The organism is Chryseobacterium edaphi, from assembly GCF_025628985.1.
Classification (GTDB): domain Bacteria; phylum Bacteroidota; class Bacteroidia; order Flavobacteriales; family Weeksellaceae; genus Chryseobacterium; species Chryseobacterium edaphi.
Window position 1 is genome coordinate 1 of record NZ_JAOTEM010000011.1, and the last position, 2,794, is coordinate 2,794.

The 2,794-nt window shown below is 39.8% G+C and carries 2 protein-coding genes; both read left to right on the top strand.

What is annotated here, in order from left to right; all coding sequences use genetic code 11:
- Positions 1 to 28 precede the first annotated feature (28 nt).
- Positions 29 to 433, top strand: a complete 405-nt coding sequence (tssD, locus tag NZ698_RS19430) for a type VI secretion system tube protein TssD (protein WP_263004935.1) — start codon at positions 29 to 31, stop codon at positions 431 to 433.
- A 973-nt stretch (positions 434 to 1,406) separates the two neighbouring features.
- On the top strand, positions 1,407 to 2,794 hold a 1,388-nt coding region (locus NZ698_RS19435; RefSeq protein ID WP_263004937.1), incomplete at its 3' end, for a phage baseplate assembly protein V.

A 2,794-nucleotide genomic window follows, 5' to 3' on the forward strand; every position in this document is an offset into this window, starting at 1 on the left:
AATATATAACGATTAAAATTTACGAGTCATGGCAGCAAATTCAAGAGGAATCTTAAAATTCAACGGCAGCGAAGGACAAAAATTACTGAAGCTGAACTACAGCGTATCGCGATCCACAGACGTTTCAGGACGTGTCGCTTCCGATCCTTCGAACGCAATCATCAAACTAACGATCGAGGCGACAGAAAAATCCGACATCTTAGAATCATTGTTAAACGGAAAATACAAGCCGACTTCCGGTGAAATCACCTTTAACAAGTCGCACGAAGAAGGCACTCTGATCACGCTAAACTGGGAAAACGGCTACGTCATCCAGCACGAAGTAGACTTCGATGCGGTGGATGAAAACTCAATGTTGATCAGCTTTGTGGTAAGCGCAGAAAAAATCAATTACGGAAACGCGGCCTACGAAGGACTTTGGCCGACAAGCTAAAATCTACAGAAAAAACAGTATTATGGTATACAAAAGACCGTCCTCAAAGACGGTCTTTTTTGCCTGAAATTGATTTTTTTTGAGGGTAATTTTTCAGTAATTTTCAGACCAAATTTATCTTCGAAACCATAAAATTAAATAGGTTTTTTTCAGGGCAGCAATTCCCGTCTGTAGTTTATCCTGAGCTTGTCGAAGGGCTCCCGCTTTTTTCTCCCGCTGCCTTCGACTACGCTCAGTCAGCGGGAGAAAAAGAGCTCCGCTCAAGCCGGGCTGCAAAGTGGTGATCTTTAGAACTGAAAGTTATCAAAAGAATATTCGTTTAACTTTAGAACTATCCGATCATTTTCAGGTTTAGATTTTGCCGGAAAATTATCATTGCAATCAATATAATCCACGCTTTAAAAAATATTTTTGAAATTAAACTTTGAGTTCTTCGTTAAGTGGAACGCCTTTGTGAACTTAAAAAATATATAGTTAGTATTTGAAAAAAACTTAGCGGACTTTGCGTTAAAAAAAACAGCAACAAAGATTTAAAAACAACGAAAACAAGATAAATAAAGTAAAAACAATTGATCAAACGAAAAATAACTTTGTTTTTCTTAGCTAAGTGAGACACCTTTGCGAACTTAAAAATATGCAGTTAGTAATAAAAAAAATCTTAGCGGACTTTGCGTTAAAAAAATAGCAACAAAGATTTAAAAACAACAAAACCAAGATAAATAAAGTAAAAACAATTGATCAAACGAAAAATAACTTTGTTTTCTTAGCTGAGTGAAACGCCTTTGCGAACTTAAAAGTATGCATTTAGTATTCGAAAAAAATCTTAGCGGACTTTGCGCTAAAAAAATAGCAATAAAGATTTAAAAACAACAAGATCAATCCTTTCACAACAAAAATCTAAAAATTTAATGTTTAAAATCTTCACTTATAAATAAAATTTAATAACTTTAAACCACCACACAATCACAAAATTATGTCAAATACCACAGAAACATCACGTGGTTCTGCGTTTCGTCCATCCCAGAATGCGGCGGGAATCTCAGACAACCATCACAACGGGATCAACCGTCTGGTAAAATTATCTTTGGTTATTGAAGGTAAAGTGATCAGATATTACAAGCATTTTAAGCTTACCCAGAGTGCGCAAAAACACCATCAGTTTACTTTAACTTTAGCACACGATACATTAGGCGACCGCCAAACCCATACCTTAGAAGAGGCCAACAAGTTTTTGGGAAAACGCCTCACCGCAGTCATTTCCTACAAAGACATCGACAAAAGCCCGGAACGAACCTTTGTCGGCGTTATTACGGGAGTCGGCTTCAGTCAGGAGAAAATGAGTTTGGGAAACATCGTTTTGTCAGGATACAGTCCGACTATTTTACTGGACGGCGCTCCTCATATCCAGAGTTTTGGAGGAAACCAACCTGTCAATATGGGAATTATCGCCGAGGAAGTCATTAAGCAAGGTTTAGATAAAAGCCGTTTCGACATCAGAATCGATACCAACGATTATTCACAAATCATTTACAGCAGCCAATACGACGAGACGCATTACAATTATCTGGCGAGAATGGCAGAAGCGTATGGCGAACAGTTTTATTACGACGGAGAAGTCCTTCACTTCGGGAAACTTCCGCCACAAAATCAGCCCATCAAACTGACTTACGGAAGCAGCGCAAACGATATAAAAGTAGAACTAAAAGCAGTTCACACCAAGCCACAATTCTACGGCTACAACAGCAGCAAACACGAAAAACTGACTTCGGGAGCAACGCCGATTCAGCACGTCGGAGATTTGGCCAAAACTGCTTATCAACACAACGAAACGATTTACAAAACTCCATCTTTAAGAGTTGCTCCCATAAAAGCAACGACGCATTTGGATGTAGAATATTCACAGAAAAGCACATCGGGAAGTGAGGCGGTGAATGTTTTCAATATTTCGGGTTCCACAACGGTTCCGTTTTTACATCCGGGCTGCGCAGTCGACATCGAAATGCGAAAACCCGACACCAACGAAACTTCGTATTTCACAAGAATCATGGTGACGGAAACGACTCATGAGATCGATACGATCGGTCATTACACCGGAACTTTCCACGGAATTGCTTCCGACACAGGCTTTATGCCGAAACCTGAGTTTAATATTCCAAAAGCGGAACCTCAAACTGCAACGGTGATCTCAAACACCGATCCTGAAGGACAGGGAAGGGTTCAGGTGAGATTTGACTGGCAAACCAACGATACGACTCACTTTATCAGAATGATGAGTCCGGATGCAGGAGGAACCGATCAGATCACGCAAAACCGTGGTTATGTGGCGATTCCTGAAGTAGGAGATCAGGTCATGGTGAATTT